Annotated in this window: 23 protein-coding genes; 11 read left to right on the forward strand and 12 right to left on the reverse strand. The window is 67.5% G+C overall.

Annotated elements, in window-relative coordinates; genetic code table 11:
* Positions 1–17: 17 nt before the first annotated feature.
* From BDI24065_RS29255 to BDI24065_RS29280, 6 genes are all read right to left on the reverse strand, one after another.
* Positions 18–1,070: an aldose 1-epimerase family protein gene (locus BDI24065_RS29255; RefSeq protein ID WP_175034186.1), complete on the reverse strand. Its 1,053-nt coding sequence runs from the start codon at positions 1,068–1,070 to the stop codon at positions 18–20.
* A gap of 2 nt (positions 1,071–1,072) precedes the next feature.
* Positions 1,073–2,446: an L-fucose:H+ symporter permease gene (gene fucP, locus BDI24065_RS29260; protein WP_175034187.1), complete on the reverse strand. Its 1,374-nt coding sequence runs from the start codon at positions 2,444–2,446 to the stop codon at positions 1,073–1,075.
* 41 nt (positions 2,447–2,487) lie between these two features.
* The gene (rbsK, locus tag BDI24065_RS29265; protein WP_175034188.1) at positions 2,488–3,414 is read right to left on the reverse strand and encodes a ribokinase; all 927 of its coding nucleotides are present in this window, start codon (positions 3,412–3,414) and stop codon (positions 2,488–2,490) included.
* Between the two features lie 340 nt (positions 3,415–3,754).
* Positions 3,755–4,432 (reverse strand): hypothetical protein, encoded by a 678-nt coding sequence (locus BDI24065_RS29270; RefSeq protein ID WP_175034189.1) that lies wholly within the window; start codon positions 4,430–4,432, stop codon positions 3,755–3,757.
* Between the two features lie 26 nt (positions 4,433–4,458).
* Positions 4,459–5,316: a PhzF family phenazine biosynthesis protein gene (locus BDI24065_RS29275; RefSeq protein ID WP_175034190.1), complete on the reverse strand. Its 858-nt coding sequence runs from the start codon at positions 5,314–5,316 to the stop codon at positions 4,459–4,461.
* A gap of 87 nt (positions 5,317–5,403) precedes the next feature.
* Positions 5,404–6,222 carry a TrmB family transcriptional regulator gene (locus BDI24065_RS29280; RefSeq protein WP_174957458.1) on the reverse strand — a complete coding sequence of 273 codons (819 nt, stop codon included), beginning with the start codon at positions 6,220–6,222 and terminating at the stop codon, positions 5,404–5,406.
* Positions 6,223–6,355: 133 nt separating this feature from the next.
* On the opposite strand from BDI24065_RS29280, the gene BDI24065_RS29285 reads away from it, so the two are divergent.
* The 3 genes from BDI24065_RS29285 (at position 6,356) to BDI24065_RS29295 (ending at position 8,876) form a co-directional block, all read left to right on the forward strand.
* Positions 6,356–6,721, forward strand: a complete 366-nt coding sequence (locus BDI24065_RS29285) for a RidA family protein (protein ID WP_175034245.1) — start codon at positions 6,356–6,358, stop codon at positions 6,719–6,721.
* Positions 6,718–7,923, forward strand: coding sequence for an MFS transporter (locus BDI24065_RS29290; RefSeq protein WP_175034191.1), 1,206 nt, complete (start codon positions 6,718–6,720; stop codon positions 7,921–7,923). Before BDI24065_RS29285 ends, BDI24065_RS29290 begins: the two co-directional genes overlap by 4 nt.
* A gap of 284 nt (positions 7,924–8,207) precedes the next feature.
* Positions 8,208–8,876, forward strand: coding sequence for an NUDIX hydrolase (locus BDI24065_RS29295; protein ID WP_175034192.1), 669 nt, complete (start codon positions 8,208–8,210; stop codon positions 8,874–8,876).
* Positions 8,877–8,908: 32 nt separating this feature from the next.
* Here the strand turns inward: BDI24065_RS29295 and BDI24065_RS29300 are convergent, their stop codons facing one another.
* A complete protein-coding gene (locus tag BDI24065_RS29300; protein WP_175034193.1) occupies positions 8,909–9,880 on the reverse strand; it encodes an AraC family transcriptional regulator in 972 nt (323 codons plus the stop codon).
* A 94-nt stretch (positions 9,881–9,974) separates the two neighbouring features.
* Here BDI24065_RS29300 and BDI24065_RS29305 point away from each other — a divergent pair, with 94 nt between their 5' ends.
* Both BDI24065_RS29305 and BDI24065_RS29310 read left to right on the forward strand, forming a co-directional pair.
* Positions 9,975–10,805 carry an oxidoreductase gene (locus BDI24065_RS29305; RefSeq protein ID WP_175034194.1) on the forward strand — a complete coding sequence of 277 codons (831 nt, stop codon included), beginning with the start codon at positions 9,975–9,977 and terminating at the stop codon, positions 10,803–10,805.
* A gap of 159 nt (positions 10,806–10,964) precedes the next feature.
* Positions 10,965–11,801, forward strand: coding sequence for an alpha/beta fold hydrolase (locus BDI24065_RS29310; RefSeq protein ID WP_174957407.1), 837 nt, complete (start codon positions 10,965–10,967; stop codon positions 11,799–11,801).
* A gap of 122 nt (positions 11,802–11,923) precedes the next feature.
* Here the strand turns inward: BDI24065_RS29310 and BDI24065_RS29315 are convergent, their stop codons facing one another.
* On the reverse strand, positions 11,924–12,844 hold the full coding sequence (locus tag BDI24065_RS29315; RefSeq protein ID WP_175034195.1) for a LysR substrate-binding domain-containing protein: 921 nt from the start codon (positions 12,842–12,844) through the stop codon (positions 11,924–11,926).
* 165 nt (positions 12,845–13,009) lie between these two features.
* Between BDI24065_RS29315 and BDI24065_RS29320 the strand changes: the two genes are divergently transcribed.
* Positions 13,010–13,660 carry a LysE family translocator gene (locus BDI24065_RS29320; protein WP_175034196.1) on the forward strand — a complete coding sequence of 217 codons (651 nt, stop codon included), beginning with the start codon at positions 13,010–13,012 and terminating at the stop codon, positions 13,658–13,660.
* Positions 13,661–13,724: 64 nt separating this feature from the next.
* Positions 13,725–14,099 (forward strand): gamma-glutamylcyclotransferase family protein, encoded by a 375-nt coding sequence (locus tag BDI24065_RS29325; RefSeq protein WP_175034197.1) that lies wholly within the window; start codon positions 13,725–13,727, stop codon positions 14,097–14,099.
* Positions 14,100–14,142: 43 nt separating this feature from the next.
* Here the strand turns inward: BDI24065_RS29325 and BDI24065_RS29330 are convergent, their stop codons facing one another.
* Both BDI24065_RS29330 and BDI24065_RS29335 read right to left on the reverse strand, forming a co-directional pair.
* Positions 14,143–14,859 (reverse strand): DUF3142 domain-containing protein, encoded by a 717-nt coding sequence (locus BDI24065_RS29330; protein WP_175034198.1) that lies wholly within the window; start codon positions 14,857–14,859, stop codon positions 14,143–14,145.
* A gap of 7 nt (positions 14,860–14,866) precedes the next feature.
* Complete coding sequence (locus BDI24065_RS29335) at positions 14,867–17,035, reverse strand: hypothetical protein (RefSeq protein WP_175034199.1); 2,169 nt, start codon at positions 17,033–17,035, stop codon at positions 14,867–14,869.
* A gap of 456 nt (positions 17,036–17,491) precedes the next feature.
* Here BDI24065_RS29335 and BDI24065_RS29340 point away from each other — a divergent pair, with 456 nt between their 5' ends.
* The 3 genes from BDI24065_RS29340 to BDI24065_RS29350 all read left to right on the forward strand — a co-directional run bounded on the left by BDI24065_RS29340 (position 17,492) and on the right by BDI24065_RS29350 (position 20,565).
* Positions 17,492–18,997, forward strand: a complete 1,506-nt coding sequence (locus tag BDI24065_RS29340) for a hypothetical protein (protein ID WP_175034200.1) — start codon at positions 17,492–17,494, stop codon at positions 18,995–18,997.
* Positions 18,998–19,121: 124 nt separating this feature from the next.
* The gene (locus BDI24065_RS29345) at positions 19,122–19,361 is read left to right on the forward strand and encodes a hypothetical protein (RefSeq protein ID WP_254609880.1); all 240 of its coding nucleotides are present in this window, start codon (positions 19,122–19,124) and stop codon (positions 19,359–19,361) included.
* A 151-nt stretch (positions 19,362–19,512) separates the two neighbouring features.
* Positions 19,513–20,565 (forward strand): helix-turn-helix domain-containing protein, encoded by a 1,053-nt coding sequence (locus BDI24065_RS29350; protein WP_175034201.1) that lies wholly within the window; start codon positions 19,513–19,515, stop codon positions 20,563–20,565.
* A gap of 45 nt (positions 20,566–20,610) precedes the next feature.
* Here BDI24065_RS29350 and BDI24065_RS29355 read toward each other — a convergent pair whose 3' ends face one another.
* Both BDI24065_RS29355 and BDI24065_RS29360 read right to left on the reverse strand, forming a co-directional pair.
* Positions 20,611–22,023, reverse strand: coding sequence for a 3-deoxy-D-arabino-heptulosonate 7-phosphate synthase (locus BDI24065_RS29355; RefSeq protein WP_175034202.1), 1,413 nt, complete (start codon positions 22,021–22,023; stop codon positions 20,611–20,613).
* Between the two features lie 138 nt (positions 22,024–22,161).
* Positions 22,162–22,716, reverse strand: coding sequence for a GNAT family N-acetyltransferase (locus BDI24065_RS29360; RefSeq protein WP_175034203.1), 555 nt, complete (start codon positions 22,714–22,716; stop codon positions 22,162–22,164).
* Positions 22,717–22,958: 242 nt separating this feature from the next.
* On the opposite strand from BDI24065_RS29360, the gene BDI24065_RS29365 reads away from it, so the two are divergent.
* On the forward strand, positions 22,959–23,864 hold the full coding sequence (locus BDI24065_RS29365) for a DMT family transporter (protein ID WP_175034204.1): 906 nt from the start codon (positions 22,959–22,961) through the stop codon (positions 23,862–23,864).
* Positions 23,865–23,913: the final 49 nt, after the last annotated feature.

The following is a 23,913-nucleotide window of genomic DNA, read 5'->3' on the forward strand; positions in this document are numbered from 1 at the left end:
CGCGGCCGCGCATCGCTTCACGCATCGCGGGCTTCCGCCGCGCTCAGGTAGCCGGTGACGACTTCGAAGCGGCGCGTCGCGCCCGGCGCGAGCGTCGCCACATGGCCCTTGCGGCGTTCGGCTTCATAACCCTCCGGCTCGCAGGTCGACGGCAGCGCGAACGCGGCGACCTGCTGGTCCGCGTTGTGCAGGATCCAGCGCGTCGCATGTGGAAATTGCTCGGGGCGGTACGCGGTGTGGAACGCGCCGCCATCCGGATGTGCGAGCAGGAAATGCGCGACGCCGTCGGTATCCGTTTCCGCACCGTTCATGAAGAACACGATCTCCGGGTCGTACAGCGCGGGTGCATCGAGCGTCTGAAGCCGTTCCGGCTGGCGCGCGAGCGTGGCCGTGTAGTCGCGCCATGCGGCGGTCGGCTTCACGTGAGCAGGCACGCTGTCGCGCAACCGCAACCCGCCTCGAGGCAACGCTTGCACGAAGCGACCGCCCGGCACGTACGCGTAGTTCAGGTGCGCCATGTACATCAGGTCCATCGGCGTGCCGCCGAGATTCGTCACGTCCATCGCGATCGTCATCTGCGCGTCGTGCTCGGCGAGCCGCACGGACGGACGCGCCACGTAGTGGCTGCCGAAACCCTGCACGTATTCGTATTCGCCGGTCACTTCGACGAACGCGCCGCGCGCATCCGCGCCGACGACGAGGCTCGCGCGATCCATCGGCGCGCACGGCATCTCGCCGTGCAGCGCATGCGTGTCGTCCGGCGCAGGGCAGCCGTTGCGCAGCAGCCCGCTGTGGAACATGAAGCAACCGTAGGTATCGATGATCGATGCCGCGCGCTTCGGCTGCCGAAACATATGCTTCATCGTCAGGTCGCGCCCGTCGAACGCGGCGGCCCAGATTATCTGGCCGAGATACGGCAGCACGACGAGATGGCCGCGACGGTTCTCGAGCTTCAGCGCCTCGACGCCGGACGGATACGCGAATGCGGTGACGGTGAGGCCGTCGGTGCGGTACAGCGTGCGCGGCGTGTCGCGGAAGTCGTCGCGCCGCAGCTCGATTTCGCCTCGCATGCTCATGCTCCCGACGTGTTGCGCGTGGCGGCGTAGCGCGCGGGCGCGTTGCCGTCGGCGGCTGCGTCGGGCGTTGCGGCCGGCAGGTGGCGCAGGCAGTAGAAGCCGTAGTAGACGATCACGACGAAGCATGCGAGCGGCACGACGAACGCGAGCTGCATGTTGCCGCCCGTGTGATCGGAGATCAGCCCCTGGATCAGCGGCACGACCGCGCCGCCGACGATGCTCATCACGAGGATCGAGCCGCCGTATTCGGTGTCCTTGCCGAGCCCGTCGATCGTGAGGCCGTAGATCGTCGGCCAGCACGGGCCGAGGAACACGCTCACGCCCACGGCCGCATAGACGGCCGTGATGTCGTGCACGCTGATCGTGTACGCGAGCAGCGCGATGCACAGGATGCCGTAGACGATCAGCACCTTGGCCGGGCCGACGCGCTTCATCACGAGCGTGGCGACCAGCTTGCCGACGAAGAATGCGAAGAACGTGGCAAGCAGGTAGTGCGACGCGCCGCGCTCGGTGAGGCCGCCGATCTGCATCGCGAGCCGGATCGTGAAGCTCCACACGCCGACCTGCGCGCCGACGTACAGGAATTGCGCGACGATGCCCGCGACGAAACGCCGGTTGCCGAACAGGCGTGCGAGCGTGCCGCGCGCGTCGATCCGGTGCGTGGCCACGCCGGGGCCGTTGCCCTTGCAGGCCGGGTAGGGCGTGAGCGCAAACACGATGAACACGGCGACGAGCACGACGATCAGCCATTTGTACGGCTCGAGCGTGGCCTGGATCATCGCGAGCTGGTGCACGTGCGCTTCGGCCGCGGACATCGCGGCGAGCTGCGCATGCGACGCATCGCCTTCCTTGAAGATCAGGAAGCTGCCCATGTACACGCCTGCCATCGCGCCGAATGGATAGAACGTCTGCGAGATGTTCAGCCGCCGCGTGCTGGTTTCGCGCGGGCCCATCAGCGTCGAATATGAGTTCGACGCGGTTTCGAGGAACGACAGGCCCGCCGCGATCACGAACAGCGCGACGAGGAACATCCCGTACTTCGCCATCGACGCGGCCGGGAAGAACAGCAGGCAGCCGGTCGTGTAGAGCAGCAGGCCGACGAGGATTGTCGTCTTGTAGCTGAACTTCTTCACGACGGTCGCGGCCGGAATCGCGAGGAAGAAGTAGCCGAGATAGAACGCGGACTGCACGAACGCCGATTCGAAATCGGACAGGAAGAACGATTTCTTGAACTGCGCGATCAGCACGTCGTTCAGGTTCGCGGCGGTGCCCCACAGCGCGAACAGGCAGCACAGCAGCGTGAACGCGAAGAGCGGCGTGCGGTTCAGGTAATAGCCGTCGGGGGTGTGTTCGATTCTGGCTCGGCCCATGGGTGTCTCCTTCCCGGTTGTCTCGTCGATGAAGGCGCCGATCAGATGCCGGCGTCGCGGAGGAAGCGTTCGAACGTCGCGGTGTCGGCGTACGACTTCTGCGTGCCGAGGCCCGTGACCGAATGCGCGGCGTATGCGGACGCGTAACGCATCGCGTCGACCGCGTCGCGCGACGCGGCGTAGCAGCGCGCGAAGCAGCCGATATACGCATCGCCGGCGCCCGTCGTGTCGCGCGCGTCGACCGGTACGCCCGGCACGTGCCGCACGCCGTCGCGCGATACCAGCAGCGAACCGTTGCTGCCGAGCGTGACGAGCACGTGCTTGAGCCCGCGCGCGACCAGCGCTTCGGCGGCGCGCGCCGCGGTGTCGCGCGAATCGACCGGCATGCCCGACACGATCGCGAGCTCGGTTTCGTTCGGCACGAAGAATTCGACGGTGCGGATCCGCTCGAAATCGAGATCGGCCACCGCGGGCGCGGGGTTCAGCAGCACGGGAATGCCGTGGCGCGCGCCGAATTCGATCGCGTGATAGACGGTGTCGAGCTCGATCTCGAGCTGCAGCACGATCAGCGCGCATTCGGCGAGCTGCGGCGCGGCCGCGTCGATGTCGGCCGGCGTCAGGTGGCGGTTCGCGCCCTTGACGATCAGGATGCTGTTGCTCGAATCGGGTTCGACGAAGATCGGCGCGACGCCGCTCGGCACGCCGGCGACCTTGCGCACGTGCGCGGTGTCGATGCCTTCGCGCTCGAAGTTGCGGATCGTGTTGTCGGCGAAGACGTCGTCGCCGACCTTCGTGACCATCACGACGCGCGCGCCGAGGCGGGCGGCCGCGACCGCCTGGTTCGCCCCCTTGCCGCCGCAGCCGAGCTCGAAGTTCGGTGCTTCGAGCGTTTCGCCCCGGGCGGGCATGCGGGCGACATAGGTCACGAGGTCGACCATGTTGCTGCCGATGACGGCGATTGTCTCCATCTGCGTCTCTTCCTTGGTATGGGATGCGCCGCGCGCGTAGCTGGCGGCGGCGTGCATAATGCGATAATAAAATCACATAAAATGTGATAATGCAATCATATGATGTTCGGAGGGTTACTTTCGAGGTCGGTGCGCGTGCGGCGACGCCTCGGGGAAATTGAGGTTTCCACCGGCTCGATTGCCTGATGTCGTGTGAGAGGGGGAGGCAAGCTCCGGTCGTTGCCGGATGCTGCTGCTGGAGGTCGTGCCGCCCGGGCGCGCCGGGGCGCCGGGCGTGGCGGGCCGGCTCGACCGATCCGGTGGGGGCCGGGGCGCGCGTTCGTGCGGGCGCGCCCGGCGCTTACGCGTACGTGGCGATCAGCGTGTCGAGATTGCGTTGCGCGTGTTGCTCGAGCGGCGCGAATTCCGCCGATTGAAACAGCGGGGCCTGCGCGCGCAGATGCTCGAGCGCCTGCCTGCGGCCCGTGCGGAACGCTGCCGACGGCGCATCGGGATCCTGCGCCCACTCGCGTGCGATCGCGCGGTCGTACTCGCGTAGCCGATCGGGCGCGGCCGCGAGGATCGCGAGATCGGCGTCGAGAAAAATCCGCCCGGCGCGCTGAAGGTGCGGATCGGATGCGAACGTATCGGGCAGCCGGTGCGACTTCGTCGCGAGCACGAGATCGTGGGCGACGGACACGTGCGATGCGTGCGAACGCAACCACGATTCGCTGCAGTGTGCGTTCGTGACCTGCACTAGCCATTGCGCGCTGTGTGTTTCGTTGTCCGCATAATCGGGCAGCGTCGTCGCAGACACGAAATCGTGCGCCCATACGGCGAGCTCGATCGCAGTCCACAGCGGTTCCGCGCGATACGGCGCGAGATGCGCGAACAGCTCGGCCAGGTGCGCGAGCGTGTGGTAATAGCGCTGCGGTTCGCCATACGCGCGCTCGACGAGCGGCCAGACGGCGGCCGTGCCGAAGCAGGCGTCGCAGGACGCGCGCAGCATGCGGGCGAGGTCGGGGGCGAGGTCGTGCATGTCGGCGATAGCTTCGTCGGACGCGTCTACACGTTGACGACGCCGCGCCCGAGTTCGATCACGCGCCCGCCAACACCGATCTCGCCGCTCGCACTGACCGACAACCGCAGCAGGCAAGGCCGGCCAATGGCTTCACCCTGTTCGACCTGATATGCGGCAGGCAGGTCGCGCTTCATCGCAAGCAGCCATCCGCCGAGATTCGCGCACGCAGACCCCGTGCCTGGGTCTTCCGAAACGCTGCCTTGCTTCACGAAGAAGTAGCGCGACACCACCGTTCCCGGGCGCTCGGCATCGAACGCGAACACATACGCGGTCTTGCGGCCGAGGCTGCTGGTCGGCCAGATGTCGAGGCTCGCGCTGTCGGGCTGCGCGCGACGCACGGCGGCTGGGTCCTTGAGCGCGACCAGCAACTGGTCGGCGCCGGTGTCGACCCAGGTCGGCGGTGCGAGCAGATCGTCTTCCGTGAGCCCTAGCAGTGCCGCCGTCCGGGCATCGGACAATTCGCACGGCGCCGTCTTCGGCATGCCTGCATGCGGAGCAGTGAACGTCCACACGTCGTCGTGCGCGCTCACGTCGACTACGCCGGCCTTGAATTCGAGCGCGAGAGCGTCGCCCGTACCCAGCAGGTCGCGCACGACGTGCGCGGTGCCGAGCGTCGGGTGGCCCGCAAAGGCCATCTCATAGCCGGGCGTGAAGATGCGAACCCGCGCATGCGCGCGCTCCGACGGCAGCACGAAGGTCGTTTCGGACAGGTTGAACTGCACGGCGAGTGCCCGCATGGTCGCGTCGTCCATGCCGCGTGCATCTTCGAATACGCAAAGCGGGTTGCCGCTGAAAGTCGATTCGGCGAATACGTTCAGCAGGCGGAAGGCATAAGAGGTCATTTGACGCTCGCGTGAGTGGGGTGGTTACCGTACCTCGGTGAGGCGCGCGTTGCTCGATGCGCCGGCAGCCGCGTCGCGTCGCATGGGTCAGCTCGGCTTGTCGAGCGGCGCAAGCATTGCCTGCATGTCGGGATGCTTCAGGATTTTCCTGTACTCCGCCGGACTCATTGCATCGATCAACACGCGCCCGCTCACGTCCGCCTTGATGTACTCGACGGCGAGCAGCGCGATGACCGGATTGGTCGTCAAGGTGGCGTGATCGGGTGAATGATCGCCGAATTCCGCGACCACTGCCTCGGTGTTGTCCGCCACCGCGACGGCGAGCCGGCGACCCGACAGCCTGAGCCTCGCGCTGGCGCCGCATTTGGCCATGTCGTAGTGGCGCGGGCCGTTGAGCGTGCGATTGCCGTAAATCGCCACGTGCGTGTCGACGCCCCGCGCCGCGGCAGCCTCGAGCAGCGGCCCGAGGTCGTCGATCTCTTCGTCCCAGACGCCCGCGAAGATCTGCGTTTTCGCATTGACGATGACGCGCGCGAAGGCGCTGGCGATCGCTTCCCGCCCGCTCAACGACCAGACGAGCCCCGGCTCCTGTTGAACAGGCAGCCGATCGAGCGCGCCCGCGGCCAGTTCGAGATCCGCATTGAAGCGCGTGCGCAGATCCTCGAGCAACGACCGGTGGGGCACGGCCGCATAGCGGACGGGCTCCGACCGGTTGACGAGCACCGCCCCGCGCGTTTCCAGGCGACCCAGGGTTTCGTAGATCTTCGAAGGCGGCATGCCGGCGCGCCGGCCGACTTCCGCACCCGTCAGCGCGGCCTGCCCGACGAGGGCCGCGTAGGCCTGCGCCTCGTACTGGGTGAATCCAAGCCGGATCAACGACGTGATCAGCTCCGTGTTCTCGCTCATGTGTATCGGCTCCTGCTCCCGCGACGACTCGCGTGAGGTGTCTTGATTAACTACCGGAGTAGTATACAATCGTCCGAACTTACTACCCAAGTAGTAGGCGATGGTTCTCAACCTGACTGGAGGGATCTTCAAGATGCGTAAACGGATCAGTACCGGCTCCCCGTGGGAGCCCAAGGTCGGCTACTCGCGCGCGGTGGTCGTCGACAACACCATCTACATTTCGGGGACCGCCGGCAAAGGCGCGGACGTGTACGCGCAGACACGCGATGCGCTGGCGACGATCGACCGGGTGCTGGCGGACAGCGGGTTCTCGTTGTCGGACGTTGTCCAGAGCCGTCTGGTGGTCGCCGACTTCGACAACTGGGAAGCCGCGGCGCGTGCGCATGGAGAAATCTACGGCGATATCCGGCCGGCGTTTTCGCTGGTGCATGCGCTTCCGTTCGTCGATCCGGAAATCCTGGTCGAAGTCGAGGCGATCGCGGTCAGGGCCGCGGCATGACCGTTGCCGGCAACCGCGTGCCGCTGTCGCGCACCGCGACGGGGGTGCTCGCTGTGGCGGCCGGCGTCGCGATCGCGAACGGCTATGCGCTGCAGCCGTCGCTGTCGGCCATCGCGAGCGAGTTCGGCGTGGCTGCGTCGCGCATGGCGGCCCTCGCGTCCGTGACGATGCTCGGTTATCTGGTCGGTCTTGCATGGCTGGTGCCGCTGGTCGACCGGTTCAGTTCGCGCGCGCTCGTCTCGACGCAGATGGGCGCACTCGCGTTGTTGCTGGCGTGCGCGTCGTGGTCGCCCGGGCCGCTCGCGCTCGAGGCCGGTTTCTTTCTGGTGGGTGCGGCCACGACGGTGGCGGCGCAATGCAGTGCCGTCGCCGGCAAACTTGCGGATCCGCAACGGCGCGGCGTGGCGATGGGGGCCGTGTCGGCGGGCATTTCGGCCGGGATCCTGCTGAGCCGTTTCGTGGGCGGCGTGCTGTCGCAATGGTACGGATGGCGTGGCGCTTTGCTCGCGCTGGCCGGGTGCGTTGCGCTGGCCGCCATCGGCGGTGCCGCGCTGTTGCCCGGCGGCCGGCCGGAAAGGCTGCCCGGCCGTGCGAACGCGATCGGCGCCATTCCGCGGTTGCTGCGCGACAGCGCTCAGTTGAGGCGCCGTACCGGCGCCGGCATGCTCTGGTTCTTCGCGTTCAACCTGGTCTGGGTGGGGCTCGCGCTTCGCCTCGCCGAGCCGCCGTATCGCCTCGGTGCCGCGGCGATCGGTGCGTACAGTCTCGCGGGCGTGCTCGGTCTCGGCGTGACGCGCGTGGCCGGAAAACTCGCCGACCGGTTCGGCGATCGCGCGGTCATCGGGGGCGGGCTCTTCGTCGCGGCCGTGTCGGCGTTGCTGCTTGGCGTTGCGCTCGGTCGCCCCGCATGGTTGGGCGCGGGGCTGGCCATGTTCGATGCCGGTTGCTTTGCCGCGCAGGTCGCGAACCAGACGCGTGTCGTCGCGATTCAACCGGCCCGGGCAGGGGCATTGAGCGCAGCGTACCTGACGCTCTACTACGCGGCCGGTGCCGGCGGTGCGGTGGCGGCGGGGTTGCTCAACGCGCGAGTGGGGTGGGGCATGATGATGGGCGTGGCAGCTGCGGCAGTCGCGGCGGCCGGGTTGATCGGGTCCGCATCGGCGCGCGTCGATGCGCGGCGCGAGCCGACCTCCGCCCTTTGAGCGCGGACGCGACGTGCGTGTGGGCGACCGATCCGAATGCCATTTTTCGTGCATGATCGGGATGCTCCGTTGATCGACGGCGCATCCCGTTCCGGCATTCAACGATCCGCAACGCCGGCGGATATTTTGCGCTGGAACAGACATTCACGCGTCCGCGCGTGGCATTTGCGATCGCACGCGAACACGGGTTCATCGGATTGGCCACAACGACGCCGTGCCCATGCAACACGTGTCGGGTTCAGTGTCGCTCAACGCGTGCCGGTTGCCGCACGCAGGAGGAAGACATGGAACCAGACAGAAGCGTTCTGAATACCGGCGGCGGGTTGGCCGGCGCGCATGCGGAAACCGGCTCGCCACAGGCGCTGCTGGATGCGATCGTCCGTGGCGTGGAAGGTCACGGAATCCCTGCCGGCACCGATTGGCCGACCGCGAAGCAATCCCTCGCGGACAACGACAGGCAGTGGAAATTCTCGGCGGTGCTGGTCGCGATCGTCGCGCGGCGCGAGCCGACGATCCTGCTGACCAAGCGTTCGTCGGATCTCAGCGAATACTCGTCGCATGTGAGTTTTCCGGGGGGACGCCCGGCCGAGTCCGATCGCGATATCGGCGCGACTGCGTTGCGCGAGGCGTTCGAGGAGATCCGCCTTGCGCCGGCCGCGGTTCGCGTGGTCGGCAGCTTGCCGATCCATAAAACCAGAAAGCGCAATCACGCGATCTTTCCCGTGATCGGCATCGTGCCGGAAACGGCGCAATGGGAGGCGGCGCCCGCGGAAGTCGCGGAGATCTTCGAGTTTCCGTTCTCCGTGCTGCTGAATCCGGATCTGCTACGGCAATACACGGACGGCGAGCGCGCGGGCGCGTGGTACTGGGCGGAGCAGACGCAGGACATCTGGGGCGTGACTGCACTCATCCTGAAGTCGCTCGTGGGCCTGGTACGCGATGCCGCGCGCTGACGGCGTGCGTGACGGCCGGGTTCCGGCGCACGTCAATGCGACGACACGAACACCGCATCCTCGAAGGCTTCCGGAATCGCGAAGCTTTCGCGCATGCGCTGCGTTTCCTTCGCCGGCGTCAGGCCGAACAGGCGTTTGAATTCGCGGCTGAACTGCGACGGGCTCGCATAACCGACCGCGTAGCCGGCCGCCTCCGCCGTCAGGTCCTCGCGCACCATCAGCAAGCGCGCCTGATGCAGCCGTGTCGACTTCAGGTACTGCATCGGCGACACCTGCGTGATCGCCTTGAAGTGGCTGTGAAAGCTCGGCACGCTCATGCCGGCTTCGTCGGCCAGTTGCGACACGTCGAGCGGTTGCGCGTAGTCGGCGTGGATCACGCGCAGCGACCGGCCGATCCGGCCGAACTGTCCGCGCATCGCCAGCGCGCTGCGCATCGCGCTGCCCTGCGCGCCGGTGAGCACGCGGAAATACAGCTCGCGCAGCAGCGCCGGGCCGAGCACCGCGGCGTCGAGCGGCCGGTGCATCGCCTCGACGAAACGCAGCACCGACGCGTACATCGTTTCATCCATCGGCGTCGACATCATGCTCCTGGGCGCCTGCACGGGTTCGGCCGCGCCCGCGCGGTCGATCTGCGCCGCGAGTTCGGCGGCCATCGTGAAATCGAGGTGCAGGTACAGCGCGAGCAGCGGGCGCTCGGGCGTGGCGTCGGTTTCCATGCTGAACGGCACGGGCACGGATACTGCCAGGTAGTGGTGCGCGTCGTACAGATAGCGCTCGCCGCCGAAGTAGCCGCGCTTGCAGCCCTGGCACACGATCACGATGCCCGGGTCGTACAGCACCGGCGTGCGCGACAACGCGCGGTTCGAGCGCAGGATGCGCACGCTTGGCAGTGCCGTCAGGTTGTAGCCTTCGTCGGGCGCCAGCGCGCGCAGCAGCGTCACCAGGCGTTTCCGGTCGCGCGGCGGCAGCGATGGCGATCGGGCGGAGGTGGGCTCGGTGCTCATAGTTTTATACAAGAAAATCAGCGGAATCGGGCTTATTCGACGGGGTTCGTCAGACTAGTATGCATGCTTCAATCAACATTCGGGAGAAGCGCAAATGGCATCCGGCAAGCTCATGCTCATTACTGGCGTCAGCAGCGGCTTCGGCCGCGCGCTCGCGCAGGAGGCGCTCGCGGCAGGTCACACGGTGGTCGGCACCGTGAGAAGCGCGCAGGCGGCGCAGGATTTCGAAGCGCTGTCCGCGCAGGCGTTCGCGCGGGTGCTCGACGTAACCGACTTCGATCGCATCGACGGCGTCGTGGCTGAAATCGACGCGAACGTCGGGCCCGTCGACGTACTGGTGAACAACGCCGGCTACGGGCACGAAGGGATCATGGAAGAAGCGCCGCTCGCGGAGATGCGCCGGCAGTTCGACGTGAACGTATTCGGCGCGGTCGCGATGATGAAGGCGGTCGTGCCGTACATGCGCGAACGGCGGCAGGGGCACATCCTGAACATCACGTCGATGGGCGGCCACATCACGATGCCGGGCATCGCCTACTACTGCGGCAGCAAGTTCGCGCTGGAAGGCATTTCCGAATCGGTCGGCAAGGAGCTGGAGCCGTTCGGCATCGCGGTGACGGCCGTGGCGCCGGGGTCGTTCCGCACCGACTGGGCAGGCCGCTCGATGTTGCGTACGCCGCGCTCGATCGCGGATTACGACGCGATCTTCGACCCGATCCGCCAGGCGCGCGAAGAGAAGAGCGGCAAGCAGCTGGGCGACCCCGCGAAGGCCGCACGGGCGATGCTCGCGGCGATCGCGTCGGACCATCCGCCCGCGCACCTGCTGCTCGGCAGCGATGCGCTGCGGCTCGTGCGTGGAAAACTGGCTGCGCTGGAGGCGGAAATCCAGGCGTGGGAGGCCGTGACGGTGTCGACGGACGGCTGACGCGGGCGCCGCGCCATCGGTTCGCACCTTGAGGATTCGTCTACGTTGACCAAAGTGCCGACGGTCGTTTGCAACTTGGCATCGTCGTTTAACAAACCTGTCCGATAATGGCTGCCGGCCACAGTGCCGAGTTCATCCACCTTACAGGAGTCCATCGCGATGCCAACCGTCACAACGAAGGATCACGTCGAGATTTTCTACAAGGACTGGGGCCCGAAGGACGCGCAGCCCATCATGTTCCACCATGGCTGGCCGTTGTCCGGCGACGACTGGGACGCGCAGATGCTCTTCTTCGTCCAGAAGGGCTATCGCGTGGTGGCGCACGACCGGCGCGGCCACGGCCGGTCGGCGCAGGTGTCGGACGGCCATGACATGGACCATTACGCGGCAGACGCATTCGCGGTCGTCGAAGCGCTCGACCTGCGCAATGCGGTGCACATCGGTCACTCGACCGGCGGCGGCGAAGTAGCCCGCTACGTCGCGAAGCACGGCGAGCCGGCCGGCCGTGTCGCGAAGGCGGTGCTGGTCAGCGCGGTGCCGCCGCTGATGCTGAAAACCGAGTCGAACCCCGAAGGCTTGCCGATCGAGGTGTTCGACGGCTTCCGGAAAGCGCTCGCCGACAATCGCGCGCAGTTCTTCCTCGATGTGCCGAGCGGCCCGTTCTACGGGTTCAACCGCGAAGGTGCAACGGTGCATCAGGGCGTGATCCGCAACTGGTGGCGGCAGGGGATGGAAGGCAGCGCCAAAGCGCATTACGAAGGCATCAAGGCGTTTTCGGAAACGGACCAGACCGAAGACCTGAAGTCGATCTCCGTTCCGACGCTCGTGCTGCATGGCGAAGACGACCAGATCGTGCCGATCGCGGATGCCGCGCTGAAGTCGATCAAGCTGCTGAAGAACGGCACGCTGAAGACCTACCCGGGGTACTCGCACGGGATGCTGACGGTCAACGCGGACGTGCTCAACGCCGACCTGCTGGCTTTCGTGCAGGCGTAATGGTGTCGGCGGGTGTCGGCGCCGGCCCGCTTCGGCGGGCCGCGCTGTCGTTGCGGGCCGGCGGCGCGAGGGTGCGCCCGTAGCGCCGTCGGCAACGCGACCGGATCGCCGGCCGCAGCGGTTCAGCCCGGACCGTTGAAGCGGATGCCCGGAAACGTCAGGCGTGGCATCCGGCTTTCCAGAAACGCGAGCAGTTCGCGCACCTGCGCGGCCTTGGCGGAGTCTTCCGGCCACACGAGGTAGTATGCGTCGCCGGTATTGACGGCCGTCTTGAACGGCAGCACCAGCTGCTTCTCGTCGATGGCCGTCGCACACAGCGCGAGATCGCCGATCGAGATACCGTGGCCGGCAATGGCCGCCGCGATCCCCTGTTCGAGCATGTCGAACACCTGCCCGCGCGTGATGTCCACCTCGAGATCATGGCCGCTGCCCTTGAGCCAGCGGCGCCAGTCGCGCCGATCGGGCGACGGGTGGATCAGCTCGCACGCCGCCGGGTTCGTACGTGCGACCGTCGCGGTCGCGCGCGAGCACACCGGAATCAGCCATTCGGCGAACAGCTTCACGCACTGCGTGGCCTCGCCGAACTTGCCTGCGCCGAGCAGGATCGCGCAATCGTAGGATTCGCTGAAGAAATCGACGGTATCGACATCCATCCACACGCTCGCGATCTGCACCTCGAACGCTGGCCGCGTGGCTCGAAACGCGGCCAGCGCATCGAGCAGCCAGCGCATCGTGAGCGTGGACGGCGCCTTGAGCCGCAGCACGTCGCGTTGCGACTGGAACAGCACGCAGGCTTCCTCGATCTGCCGGAAGCCGCGCCGCAGGCCCGACGCGAAGATGTGCGCTTCCGCCGTCACGGTCATTTTCGGGCCGCGACGGACGAACAGTTTCCGGCCGAAATACGCCTCGAGCGTCCTGACGTGCTTGCTCACCGCGCTTTGCGTGAGGCTCAGTTCTTCGGCGGCCAGCGTAAACGAGCCGGTGCGCGCGGCGCTTTCGAATGCGCGCAGCGCGTAGACAGGGGGGAGCGGTTTGGCCTTCACGGGGTTCGAATATGAATAAAACTCATGTCATCCGACAGGATTTTCCGTTTTTCAGCAGCCGGCCGGGCACGCAATACTTCACAAAACCGCGCAATCCGGTGGGCTGAATCGCGATGATGCCACCGCGGCGGGCGCGCACGTCAATCCATCCAGCAACTTTTTGTCATGACACTCCATTACCCGCTGCTGTTCGCCTATCTCGCCGCGATCGTGCTGCTCATCGCGACGCCCGGCCCGGTCGTCATGCTCGTGGTCGGCACCGTCGCGCGGCGCGGCTTTCGTCAGGGCATGCTGACCGCGGTGGGCGCGAATGCCGCGAGCCTCGTGATGATCGCGGGGGCGATGCTGATGGTGTTCGGCGTCGTGCTCGTCAGCGATCGCCTGCTCACGGGGCTGCACGTGGCCGGTTGCATCTTCATCGCGGTGCTGGCCGTCCGGACGCTGCTCGGCGAATGGCGCGCGAGCCGTCCGCGCGACGGCGACGACGCCGCGCAACGCGAACCGGTATCGCAGGCGCGGCGCTTGCCGGGCGTCGTGCGCGGTTTTCTCGTCGGCATCGCGAATCCGAAGGACCTGCTGTTCTTCGTCGCGTTCTTTCCGCAGTTCGTCGGCATCACGCCGGATTCGCGCGTGAGCCTGGCGATCCTCGCCGCGCTGTGGATCGCGGTCGATTTCACGATCCTGACCAGCTACATGGCCGCGATCAACCATCCGCTGATTCATCGCAAGCAGCGCTGGATCACGGCTTCGTCGGCGGGCGCGCTGCTCGTGATTGCGCTCGCCGGGCTCGGCAGTGCGATCGCGGGTGCCGCGTAAGCCTAAGCCCGTCGGCGATCTGCGTTACGCTTCGTTTGCCTCAACTCCTTGATCGAGTTCAATCATGTCCAGCACCCCCCCGATTTTCTCCGAGCACCTCTTCTCATACGGCACGCTGCAACTCGAACCGGTGCAGCTCGCGACCTTCGGCCGCAAGCTCGACGGTCGCGAGGATGCGATGCCCGGTTACGCGATGACGATGCTGAAGATCGACGACCCGGAGGTGGTCGCGACGAGCGGGAAGACGCATCATCCGGTGGTGGCCTATACCGGCCAGTCCGGTGATCGCGTGACGGGCACCGTGTTTGCGATCACGCCGGAAGAACTGCAGCACGCGGACGACTACGAAGTCGACGCGTATCGCCGGGATCGCGTGGTGCTCGAGTCGGGCGTCGCCGCGTGGGTGTACGTGGACGCGACTTCGCCGCGACCGGAATGAATCCGGCGCGGGCAAAGGCGCGCCGCCGCCGCGCCTTTGCCGGCTAGCCGTTGCGCAGGAACACGACGTAGCCGCGGAACCACGGGTTCGTCGCGAGGTACGGCGGCGCGTCCCATTCGCCGCCCTGGATGATGCCGATGCGAAACGGCAACTGCAGCCGCGCGACGCGCGGCAGGTAGTCCGCGTAGTCGGGGATCGTGCGGCGGCCCTGGTAGGTCTGCACGACCACTTCGTCGACGATGCCCCTGAGCTGGTTGACCTGGTCGGTATCGATGCGGCTGCTCCAGTCGAGCAGCCCCGTGATGCTCAGCCGGTAGTCGGCGGGCAGCGTCTCGCGCAGCGACCGCAGGAATTCGAGGTAATCCTGCAGGTGGCGCGTGCGCGCATCGAAGTCGATCTGGATGCCGGTGATCGTGCGGCCCGACGCGCGCCAGCGCGTGAGCTGCGCGAGCATGATCTGCGTGACGCGCGGTGTCCAGTGCAGCGTATGCGCACGATAGACGAGCCACACGCGCGCCTGCGGCGCGGGCGGCAGCGCGACGCCCTGCGCGATCACACGGACCTGCGACTCGTCCCGCGGCGATGCCTCGATCTGCCCTTGCAGCACGTAGACGGTACGTGCGCCGCGCACGACCGCCTGCGGCTTCACACCCGCCCATAGCCAGAACGCGTCGTACCGCGCGGCGTCGACGGTGCCGGCCAGCGCGATGCGTCCGGCCAGCAGCAGCGTGATGCACGCCAGGCACGCGATACGCTTCACGCGGCGCTTACCAGTAGTAGCGAAGCTTCTGCGCCCACGGGCTGCCCGCGTAGCTGGCCTTCAGCGTATCGAACCAGCGCTTGCGCACGTTCTTCGGCACGTCCTTGCCGCCGCATTCGTTGGAGCCGCCCGGCGCATAGCACTTGATCGCGCGGTAGTACGCGTACGCGCGGTCGTTCGGGTTCGCCTGCGCGTCGGCCATCACCGTCACGTAGCTCGACATCCGCTCGAACGGCTTGCCCGCGAACTGCGACGGCCCGGCGCCGAGCGTCGGCGGGATGCGCGTGGCGGCCGTCGTCGATGCGTTGCGGATCCACGGCGGCACCGGATCGTTTTCGAGGCCGGGCGCGGGCGGGTGCAGGCGCACGAAATCGGCGAGGCAGTTCAGCCCTTTCGCATCGGCGGGATTCTGCTGAAGCGCCGCGGCGATGTCGTTCGCGGACGGGCACGTATAACCGTCTTCGTTCTTGGCACCGGCCACGATGAACGGCTTCAACGGATCGGCAGGCTTGCCGGACAACAGCGCGGCATCCGCGATGAACTCGGCGTAATGCGAGCGGGTGAGTTCCTTGTACAGCAGCGTGTACAGCGCGGTGTCGCGCATCGCGCCGCCGGTCGCCTGGTTTTGCGCCTGCGCGCGCAGCAGGTCCGCATTGGCGGAGCGTTGCAGCAGCACGGCGCGGATCGCGGCGTTCTGCACGGGCGAATCGTCGGCGAACGCGTCGTTGACGAGCCCCGCCTGCTCCAGGTTGATCGCGAGCGCGAGTTCCAGCGCCTCGCGCTGGAAGCTGAATTTCGCGAGCGGGATCAGGTCGCGCCACAGCTGGCGCGCCTTGTCGGTCTGGCCGCTGTCCTCCAGCGCGAACCCGCGCAGCGCCTGCTGGCTCAGGCCGAAGTAGTCGAGCGGCTCGGCGGGCGTCTGCGGCAGCAACGCGAGCGCGGCGTCCGGCTTGTGCCCGATCTGGACATACCAGGTCGCGAGCAGGTAGTCGTAGAGCGCGGGCGCGTTCGCGAAGCGCGGCTTCTGCGCCTGCAGGTCGTCCAGCGTCAGCGGCTTGCGGCTCGAATCGCTGCTGTCCGACGTGCGCATGCGCAGCAGGTCGACGGTCGCGAGCACGGTCGGCGACTGGATCTGGCTCGCGTCGAAGTCCGCCCCGAACAGCAGCTTGCTGTCGAGTTCGTTCGCCAGCTGGATCAGCGGCACATTCGACGTCGCCGGCGACCAGCGCGCGAGCGCATGGCCGTACAGGTCGGCCTGCTGCGTGACGTTCCCGCCGAGCCATGCGACACGCCGCAGCAGCCCGGTCGCGGAGGTCGCATAGCGCCCCTGCGGATACACCTTCAGGTAAGTGCGAAACACCGTGTTCGCGGCGTCGAGCGACACCTTCGCCACGCGGCCGCGCGACGGCGTGGGGTTGTCGTTGTCGAACACATTGGCCTGCGCGGCGTTCAGCTGCGCGCGCCCGGCCATATAGAGCCCGGTTTCCTTCAGCCACGGGTTCGCGCTGTGCGAAGCGCTGGCAAAGGCCCGGGTCGCGGTGAGGAAGTCGGCGCGGTAGAACGCGTTCGTGCCGTCGAGGTACGCGGCGAACTGCTGGCCGAGCGGCGACTTGACCGGCGGTTTCGTCCACGCGGCGCTCGCGCCGCCTGCGGCACAGGTCTTCTGTGCGATGTCGGTGCGTGCCGTGCGCAGCCGCGCGGCTTCATCGGCGGGGAGGCCGCCGGCACCGCCCAGCGCGTCGTTGAATGCGTCGGCGCCCGAGGTCATGCTGCGGCAGATGCTGCCTTCGCCGTCGGCGTACTGGTTCGACGGTGTTTCGGCATCCGCTGCGCCGCCGGTCTTGTCGGGCTCCTTCTGCCCGATATAGATCCATCCGGAGAAGTCCATCGGGAACGGCACGATGATCTGGTTGATCCGGTCTTTCGGCGGGATCGTCTTCGGATCGGGAAATGCCTGCGCGACCTTGGCGCTGTCGACCATCATCAGCATCGCGTTGATGCGCGTGTCGTTGGCCGGGCTCAGCATCGGCAGGTTGGCGCAGGAGTAGGTGGTTTGCCGGAGCGTGGTCGGCGCGTAGCAGCCGTCGTCGCCGCTGGCATGAGCCGCCGGAATCCAGAACAGGCCGGCCGCCAGCGCGGCGAACAGGTGTCGGTGCAGCAATGGAGTGTTGGGCATTTTTTTCTTGTGCCGGGTATGGGGCCGCAGCGGCCGGGTCTCTCAGGTGAGGCGTTTCGCCCTGGCGCGTATCGTACCGCACCGGCCGCTTCGGCCGCGAGCGCGCGCAGGCCGGCCGGTAGCCGCGTCGAATGCGGGCCGGTGAAATGGAAGTCCACTCAGTGTAGACGCAACGCCACCTTGAATCCGGACGGCCTGAATTAAGATGCAGCCGGCAGTGACGGACATCCGGCGATAGACGACCTGTCGTCGTCCTCGCTGCCCGACGGGGGCGGTCTGCCGAAAGCGGTGTTCGCATCGATCCGAACGACGGAAACGATCATGACCGAAGGCGAACGGATGCCGGTTTCCATGCCTGTTCAATAGTATTGCTTATCAATAGGCCGATCGATGCGGTGCATCGTGCGGCGAACGGCAGACGAGAGTGAGCCGGAACACGAAAAGAAGAGGATTCCGATGAAACCCATTACATGGATGGTCATGGCAGTTGCGCTCGCGCTGTCCGCATGCGGCGGCGACGACGTTGCCACGAGCGATGGCGCGTCGTTGTCGTCGCCGAACAATCCCGGTTCACCTTCCGGTCCGACCTCGCCCGGTGGCGGTTCGAATGGCGGACCGACGGGCGGCGGGGCGACGCAGCCGCAGGCGGGCTGGTCGAAGGCCGCCGCGGTCGACGGCAAGGGGCCGGAAGGGCAGCCCAGCGTGACCATCGACGCGAGTGGCAACGCGCTCGCCACCTGGATGACCAATGGCACGGCCGGCACGACCGGCAACGAGATGTGGGGCGCACGCCATGTGTCGGGCTCGGGCTGGGGAAGCGCGACGCGGCTCGACACGAGCGACGGTTCGCATGCGATGAACGCGCTGACCGGGGTGCAGCCGCAGCTGGTCGGCAACGCGAGCGGGCAGGCGGTCGCGTTCTGGACCGAATGGACGCCGGGCCCCAACACGTACGCGTTGTGGGCGCGCCCGTACAGCCCGGGTACCGGATGGGGCACGCCCGTCACACTGGCGCCGGACATGGCCGGTTCGTCCTATTCGGCCGGCATGGACAGCCAGGGCAACGCGCTCGTCGCGTGGACACAGTCGATCAGCCTGCTCGATACGCGCATCGCGTGGTCGCGCTATGCGCAGGCCGGACAGTGGTCGCCGACGGCGCTGGTCGCGATGCCGGTGCAGAGCGGACCGGGCGCGGTGACCGGCGATACCGACAACGTCAGGCCGATGCTGTCGGTCCTGTCGTCCGGCCGGGCAGTGCTCGCGTGGCGGCAGACCAACCATACGAAGTCGGCGCTGTGGACGGCCACGTACGACGCGACCAACGGCTGGACCAACGTCAACCAGGCCGTATCGAACTCGAGCCTGTTCACGACGATCATCTCGCCGGTCGCCGGCATGGATGCGAAGGGCAACATCACGCTGCTCTGGGGGCAACTCGACGTGACGGGCGGGAAGCTCTACACCACGACGATGTCCCAGCGCTATGTATCCGGAACCGGCTGGCAGCCCGCACAGCCGGTCGCCCCGGAGATCGTGGTGCCCACGGGGTTCATCGCGACGCCGTTGCTGACCGTCAATGAAAACGGCGTGGCCGCCGCGATGTGGGCGGAGGGTGGCGCGGTCCTGCAGGCGAGCGTGTCCGATGCCAGCGGAAACTGGGGGCCGCTGCAGAAGCTGACGGAACACCTGAACGGGGCGGCGCTCCAGTACCCGCCGCTGGTGATCGACCCGGCCGGCAACGTGACGGTCGCATGGGAGGACACGGGCACGCCGAACGCGTCGGTCCTCCTCGTGGCCGGCTATCGGAACGGCGCGTGGAGCACGTCGACGGCGGATCCGCAGGATGGGTCGTGGCCGGCGCTGGCCGTCAACGCGGCGGGGGCGATGGCGCTCGTCTGGCAGGGGTTTGCCGCGAACATCGGCAGCCAGATTCAGTCCAGTTTTTATACGCCGGGCCCGTAATCGTGTCGCGTCGGGCATTCGAACGAGAAGCCATGAAGAAGGCTTTGCAACGCAGTGTCACCTTGCGGACCGCGCTCGGCGCGGCGGTCGCCGGCCTCGTGTTGTCTGCATGCGGGCGACGCGGATGAACCTGGTCGACGTGCAGACGTCGACCGCGAAGACGCTCGGGCTGGCATCGTCGGACGAGATCACGATCGCCAACGTGCATGACGGGAAGAAGGATGGGCTGGGCGGCCAGAAGGTGAGTGACGACGCGACGACCGGCAAGGGGCGGCGTTTCGGCAGTACGGTGTTCATGATTGCGGGGCTCACGCCGATCGATCGGCCGACGTACGACAACCGGGAATGCCAGCCGCAACGCTGATGGCCGCGGCCGCGGCCGCGGCGCCCGTCGCAGGGCATCGGTCGGCCGCCTGGGTGGACGACATGCCGTGCCGGCCTTGCGCCGGCGAAAATGGGTCCGATAATCGACGAACCGATCTATCCTCTCGTGTCGGCTCGATAAAAAAACTGTCATGGATCAAGCGGCATTCGTCCCTGTTTTCAAGTTTCGCACCATCGACTATCCCGAACGGGACAGGTTCCACGTCTGGGTCAAGGACATGCTGTGCGACTACCGGCTGGATGACGACGGTGGCCACGGCGCGTTCGACGCGGAAGCGAGCGGCGCGGCGCTCGGCCCGCTGATCCTGTCGGGCCGGCACTGGCGATCGCGCGCGCCGGTGTATCGGGTCAATCGGACCCCGCGGCGGATCCGCCTCGACGGCCAGGATTCGATCCGCTTCACGCTGCTGCTCGGCGGGCGGCTGGCCAGCCACACCGGCGGGCCCGAACTGGTCAAGGGCGCCGGCGACGTGTTCGTCTACGACGTTGCGCAGGTCAACGACTGCCGGGTCGAGGCCGGCGACGTGATCAGCCTCGTCGTGCCCAGGTACCTGCTCCCGAGCCACGCGGCACAGGCGCACGGCCAGACGCTGACGAGCGGCGTGGGGCGGCTGCTCGGCGACCACATGCTGTCGCTGTTTCGCACGCTGCCGAATCTGCGCACGCACGAGATCCCGAGCATCGTGCAATCGATGCTGCTGCTGCTGGCCGCGGCCATTTCACCGACCGCGCAGGCGCTGAACGACGCGCGTGGGCCGATCGACGGGGCGCTGGCCGAACGGGTCCGGCGCTACATCGACGTACACCTGCTGGAGCCCGACCTCGATCCCGACCGGATCTGCCGCGACATCGGCGTGTCGAGAGCGCGGCTCTATCAACTGTTCAAGGAAGATGGCGGCGTGATGCGACAGATCACGCGCCGGCGGCTGCGCCATGCGTACCACGTGCTGGGCGACCCGCAGCGCCGGCATCAGCGCATCGCGGAAATCGCGTGGGCGCACGGCTTTCCTGACGAGAAGTATTTCCACCGGCTGTTCAAGGCGGAGTTCGGCCATACGCCGAAGGAAACGCTCGAGTGCGCTGCCGCACCGGTTCTGCTGCCATGCGATGCGGCCGAGGATCGGTGGGCGGATGGCGGCCGGCTGGCAGGATGGACGCTGCCGTTCGGCGTGCTCAACAACTGAGCGGGCGGCGCGTTCCGGCCGCCGAACGGCGGTTCGTTTCGTGCGTCACGCGTACGCGCTGCTCGCCACACCGTCTTCGTCGACATCGTCGATCGCGGCCCGCAAGTCGTCGATCGCCACCATCAGCTCGCGGACCTGCCGCAACGACGGGTACTGGTGCAGCACCGCATGCCATTGCGGCAGCGTCAGCAGCGCGTGCCAGACAACACCGAGGCCGTCCGGGTCGGCGTCCGGCCGCTGCGCGAGCGCGCTAGCGTATTCGAGGCTGGCTTGCGCCGACAGCAATTGCATCCGGCTCGCGGCGCCCAGCAGGCGCGGCGTCGCATCCGCGGACGCATCGCAGCAATAGAGCACTTCCCGTGGCAGCGTCGCTTCGTCGGTCGTCAGCGCGCGCAGCGATGCGCCGTGCACACGCACCGTGCCCTGGTGCGTCTCGAACGAATAGATCGTGTCCGGGTCGGCCTGCGCGAGCAGGTTCAGGCCGCGCAGCAGCCGCGGCAGGTCGGTCGTCGCGGCGTCCGCGGACGCCTTCGCTTCGACGAGGAAGCGTACGTTCCACACGGGCGCCGGATCGTCTCCGCGCGCGCGTTCGAGCAGGATCGCGTCCCATTCGGTTTTCGCGCGATCGTGCCGGCCCGGTATCGATGACGGCACGCGCATCGACGTCACCACCCGGTACGTGCGGTGGGCGTCGACGGCGTCGAGCTTGCGGGCCAGCGCATCGAGCGCCTGCGCGGCCAGCGCTTCGACGGCCGCGCCGCGCTGCTGCGACGCGACGCCTTGCGCGACGGCGACGGTACTGCCTTCGAGCGGGCCCTGACGAACCCAGAGCGCACGGTAGTGACGGACGTGCTCGTCCGATGCCAATGCGTCGACACGCAGCATGCGTTCGAGCGCGGGGCTGTCTTTCAGCTTGACGATGTCCTGCTCGAACGCGGCGTCGGTCGCCATGTCGGGCAGCGCGAGCAGGTGCCGCAGCGTGTCGTGCAGCTCGGCCCACGACGCGGCGGTGGCGGCGGCATGCAGCCGCGCGAGCCCGTCGCGTTGCCACGGCCGTGCGCTGCGCTCGAGCTTGGCCGGGTGCGCGATCGCGTTGACGGCCGAGTGCAGTGCGCGGCGGTCCTGCTCGGCGTGCGCGGACAACGACGCGTATTCGCGCACGCTCGGCGCATCGTGCCGCAGCACCGCGGCCTGAAAGGCGGGATCGCCGGCGTGCGTATCCATCGCATCGCGGATCATCTGCGCGAGGGCGTCGATGAAGCGCTGCCGCAGTGCCGCGCCGGGCGTCTGTCCGTCGCTGCGCATCCGGCGCGCTTCCTCGATCACGGTCGCAAGCGTGGCGGCCGGGTTCGCGGCGTCGGCCGGCGACAACGCGCTGTCGAGCGGCGGCAGCCGGTAGCGGCGGGCGACGGTGCGCAGGGTTTCGTCGAGCAGGGCGGGAAGCGGTGTCAGCGACATGGTCGGTATCGGCGTGAAAGCGGTGCGCGTGCGCAACGGAACGGGCCGATGCGCGCGGTGATGTGCAACGTTATCACGCCGGGGCTTGCGGGATGGGGCGTGACGTTGCGAAGGGGCGGGATGCCAGGGACGGCGGCATCAGGCGCGCGCAATCGTCCTGGTCAACGTCTCGATGGTCAGGTTTTCGTCTCGCGGCCTGCCGACACCCGCGTCGAGCGGGTAGCCCATCCGCTCGCCGGTTCGCGTGTAGCCGCGGCGCAAGTAGAAGTCGATCAGTTCGTGGCGCGCCGACAGGACGACCATCACGGCCGTCCCGATCTTCCAGTTGCGAACGGCGAATTGCTCGGCTTCGTAAAGCAACGCCTTTCCGAGCCCGTGGTCCTGCATCGACGGTGCAACGGCCAAGGTGCCGATATAGGCCGCGTGTTCATCTTTCCTGACTTCGATGCAGCCGGCGATGCTGCCGTCGATCTCGGCGACGAGCAGGACGGAGTCCGGGGTCCGCAGCGTCGCGGCGAGTTGCGACGACGTGATCCGGGGGCCGTCTATCCATGCCGATTCGTGTGTCCATCCGGCCGCAGCCGTCGTCGGGCGGTACGCCGCATTGACCAGTTCGACGAGCGCGGCGACGTCTTGCTCGCTTGCTGCGCGGTAGTTGGCGGCGCGCTTGGTCGCGCCTGTCGTTTCATCCATTGAAGCCCTCGGTGTCCGTTGCCGCGGTTAGTCCTGAACGTCACGTCGTCCAAGGATAGACGAACGATCGGCCAGCATCGAAATCGGCCCGGTGCGGCCGATCATCCGGCAATCCACGTTTCGCGTCACGCTGAAGCGTTCGCGCCAGGCCACCGGCATCATCTGCCTATGGCCCGTGCTGAACGGGCGATCCCAACTCCGTCAAGGCCTGCGAACGCGAACCCCCCGACATGCAGCCAGCCATGCCCCGCCACCCGCCCGCCGTCGCGGATCTGCTCCTGCTCCTCACGCTCTCGACGTTATGGGGCGCGTCCTACACGTTCATCCGGATCGGTGTCGAGACGATTCCGCCGCTGACGCTGATCGCCGCGCGGACCCTGATCGCAGGCTCGGTGCTGCTGCTGTGGATGCGTATCCGGCGCATCCCGATGCCGCGCGATCCCGCAGTCTGGCGGCGGTTCTTCGTGCAGGCGCTGCTGAACAGCGTCGTGCCGTTCACGCTGATCGCATGGGCCGAGCGTTCGGTCGAAGCGGGCCTCGCGACGATCCTCAATTCCGCGTCGCCCGTCCTCGCGTTCGTCGGCACCTGGCTGATCACCCGCCATGAACCGCTGACGCCGCGGAAGCTGTTCGGTGTCGTCGCGGGGCTCGTCGGCATCTCGCTGGTGGTCGGCGTCAGCGCGTTCGACGGACTCGGGCGGCAACTCGTGCCGCAACTGGCGATCGTCGCGGCGACCGTCTGCTACGCGGGCGCCGCGATCTATGGGCGAGCCTTCGGCGGGCTGTCGCCCGCGGCGCCCGCCGCCGGCTCGCTCATCGTCGGCGCGGTCGTGCTGGTACCGGCCAGCATCGTCGTCGATCGCCCTTGGGCGCTTCAACCGTCGTCGCAATCGCTGATCGCGCTGGCGGCGCTCGCGGTGTTCTCGACCGCGCTCGCGCTCGTCATCTACTTCCGGCTCGTCCAGTCGCTCGGGTCGGTCGGCACGACGGCGCAGGCCTATCTGCGCGTGCCGATCGGCGTCGGCATCAGCATGGCGCTGCTTGGCGAATCGCTGTCGGCATCGGCGTGGGTGGGACTTGGATGCGTCGTCGCGGGCGTGGCCGCGATGACGTTGCCGTCACGGCAGCGCGGGCAGCCACGATCCTGATACCGGCCACGAAGCAGGCGCGCATGGTTCGCGGCCATCGCGCTGAGGC

The sequence above is a fragment of the Burkholderia lata genome (genome assembly GCF_902499025.1).
Taxonomy (GTDB): Bacteria; Pseudomonadota; Gammaproteobacteria; order Burkholderiales; family Burkholderiaceae; genus Burkholderia; species Burkholderia lata_C.

Bases quoted from the DNA above. Each gene is read 5' to 3' on its own strand.
- BDI24065_RS29255 (WP_175034186.1), bottom strand. From the start codon at position 1,070: ATGCGAGGCGAAATCGAGCTGCGGCGCGACGACTTCCGCGACACGCCG.
- fucP (WP_175034187.1), bottom strand. From the start codon at position 2,446: ATGGGCCGAGCCAGAATCGAACACACCCCCGACGGCTATTACCTGAAC.
- rbsK (WP_175034188.1), bottom strand. From the start codon at position 3,414: ATGGAGACAATCGCCGTCATCGGCAGCAACATGGTCGACCTCGTGACC.
- BDI24065_RS29270 (WP_175034189.1), bottom strand. From the start codon at position 4,432: ATGCACGACCTCGCCCCCGACCTCGCCCGCATGCTGCGCGCGTCCTGC.
- BDI24065_RS29275 (WP_175034190.1), bottom strand. From the start codon at position 5,316: ATGACCTCTTATGCCTTCCGCCTGCTGAACGTATTCGCCGAATCGACT.
- BDI24065_RS29280 (WP_174957458.1), bottom strand. From the start codon at position 6,222: ATGAGCGAGAACACGGAGCTGATCACGTCGTTGATCCGGCTTGGATTC.
- BDI24065_RS29285 (WP_175034245.1), top strand. From the start codon at position 6,356: ATGCGTAAACGGATCAGTACCGGCTCCCCGTGGGAGCCCAAGGTCGGC.
- BDI24065_RS29290 (WP_175034191.1), top strand. From the start codon at position 6,718: ATGACCGTTGCCGGCAACCGCGTGCCGCTGTCGCGCACCGCGACGGGG.
- BDI24065_RS29295 (WP_175034192.1), top strand. From the start codon at position 8,208: ATGGAACCAGACAGAAGCGTTCTGAATACCGGCGGCGGGTTGGCCGGC.
- BDI24065_RS29300 (WP_175034193.1), bottom strand. From the start codon at position 9,880: ATGAGCACCGAGCCCACCTCCGCCCGATCGCCATCGCTGCCGCCGCGC.
- BDI24065_RS29305 (WP_175034194.1), top strand. From the start codon at position 9,975: ATGGCATCCGGCAAGCTCATGCTCATTACTGGCGTCAGCAGCGGCTTC.
- BDI24065_RS29310 (WP_174957407.1), top strand. From the start codon at position 10,965: ATGCCAACCGTCACAACGAAGGATCACGTCGAGATTTTCTACAAGGAC.
- BDI24065_RS29320 (WP_175034196.1), top strand. From the start codon at position 13,010: ATGACACTCCATTACCCGCTGCTGTTCGCCTATCTCGCCGCGATCGTG.
- BDI24065_RS29325 (WP_175034197.1), top strand. From the start codon at position 13,725: ATGTCCAGCACCCCCCCGATTTTCTCCGAGCACCTCTTCTCATACGGC.
- BDI24065_RS29335 (WP_175034199.1), bottom strand. From the start codon at position 17,035: ATGCCCAACACTCCATTGCTGCACCGACACCTGTTCGCCGCGCTGGCG.
- BDI24065_RS29340 (WP_175034200.1), top strand. From the start codon at position 17,492: ATGAAACCCATTACATGGATGGTCATGGCAGTTGCGCTCGCGCTGTCC.
- BDI24065_RS29345 (WP_254609880.1), top strand. From the start codon at position 19,122: ATGAACCTGGTCGACGTGCAGACGTCGACCGCGAAGACGCTCGGGCTG.
- BDI24065_RS29350 (WP_175034201.1), top strand. From the start codon at position 19,513: ATGGATCAAGCGGCATTCGTCCCTGTTTTCAAGTTTCGCACCATCGAC.
- BDI24065_RS29355 (WP_175034202.1), bottom strand. From the start codon at position 22,023: ATGTCGCTGACACCGCTTCCCGCCCTGCTCGACGAAACCCTGCGCACC.
- BDI24065_RS29360 (WP_175034203.1), bottom strand. From the start codon at position 22,716: ATGGATGAAACGACAGGCGCGACCAAGCGCGCCGCCAACTACCGCGCA.
- BDI24065_RS29365 (WP_175034204.1), top strand. From the start codon at position 22,959: ATGCCCCGCCACCCGCCCGCCGTCGCGGATCTGCTCCTGCTCCTCACG.